1 pseudogene is annotated in these 584 nt (G+C 27.6%); it reads right to left on the bottom strand.

The window, feature by feature from the left end:
- Nucleotides 1-560, bottom strand: a pseudogene (locus EPJ72_RS12925) (DDE-type integrase/transposase/recombinase); the annotation flags it as partial.
- Between the last annotated feature and the right edge of the window lie 24 nt (nt 561-584).

Below are 584 nucleotides of genomic sequence, written 5' to 3'. Positions count from 1 at the left end.
ACGTATTTTAAGAAAGATAAAGCACTATAAGGTGTTTTATCCTCATAGATTTGCCTCCAACTATAGCGAGTAGCTAAATCGACAGCAGTGAACTGATAGACTGTTTTTCTGCCTAATTTGATATATTTAGTGTCTATTTGAACTATTTTGCCTTCTTTTTGTATTTTAGAGACAAATTTACGCTTATCATATCGCTTCTTTTTCTTTTTTGTTTTATATCTCCAAAGATTATTTCTTTTTAGTACATTCTCTATAGCTGTAACCCCTATCTTAATGCCTTCACGATTTAAATATGCTTTAATATAATGCTTACCTCGATATTCTTTAGTATAGAGTTCAATAATTAAATTAATAGCTTTTTGATTATTAAAGATATTTGGAGAAGTTTTTGGCTTAGTACTAAAATTAGCGACAGTTCCAGTGTCTTTATATTTTTTAAGCCAAGCATAAAAAGTAGATTTGGGTATTTCTTCTATCTTTAGAAATCTTTTAATATTTTTAGTTTCTAATGCTTCATCCACTATAAATAATTTAAATTCTGTGCTATAATCTCTTTTCATAGTAGCATCCTTTTTATTTGTTTT

This window comes from Brachyspira pilosicoli (genome assembly GCF_008016535.1).
Classification (GTDB): Bacteria; Spirochaetota; Brachyspiria; order Brachyspirales; family Brachyspiraceae; genus Brachyspira; species Brachyspira pilosicoli_A.
This window is presented reverse-complemented; position numbering and strand designations above follow the sequence as displayed.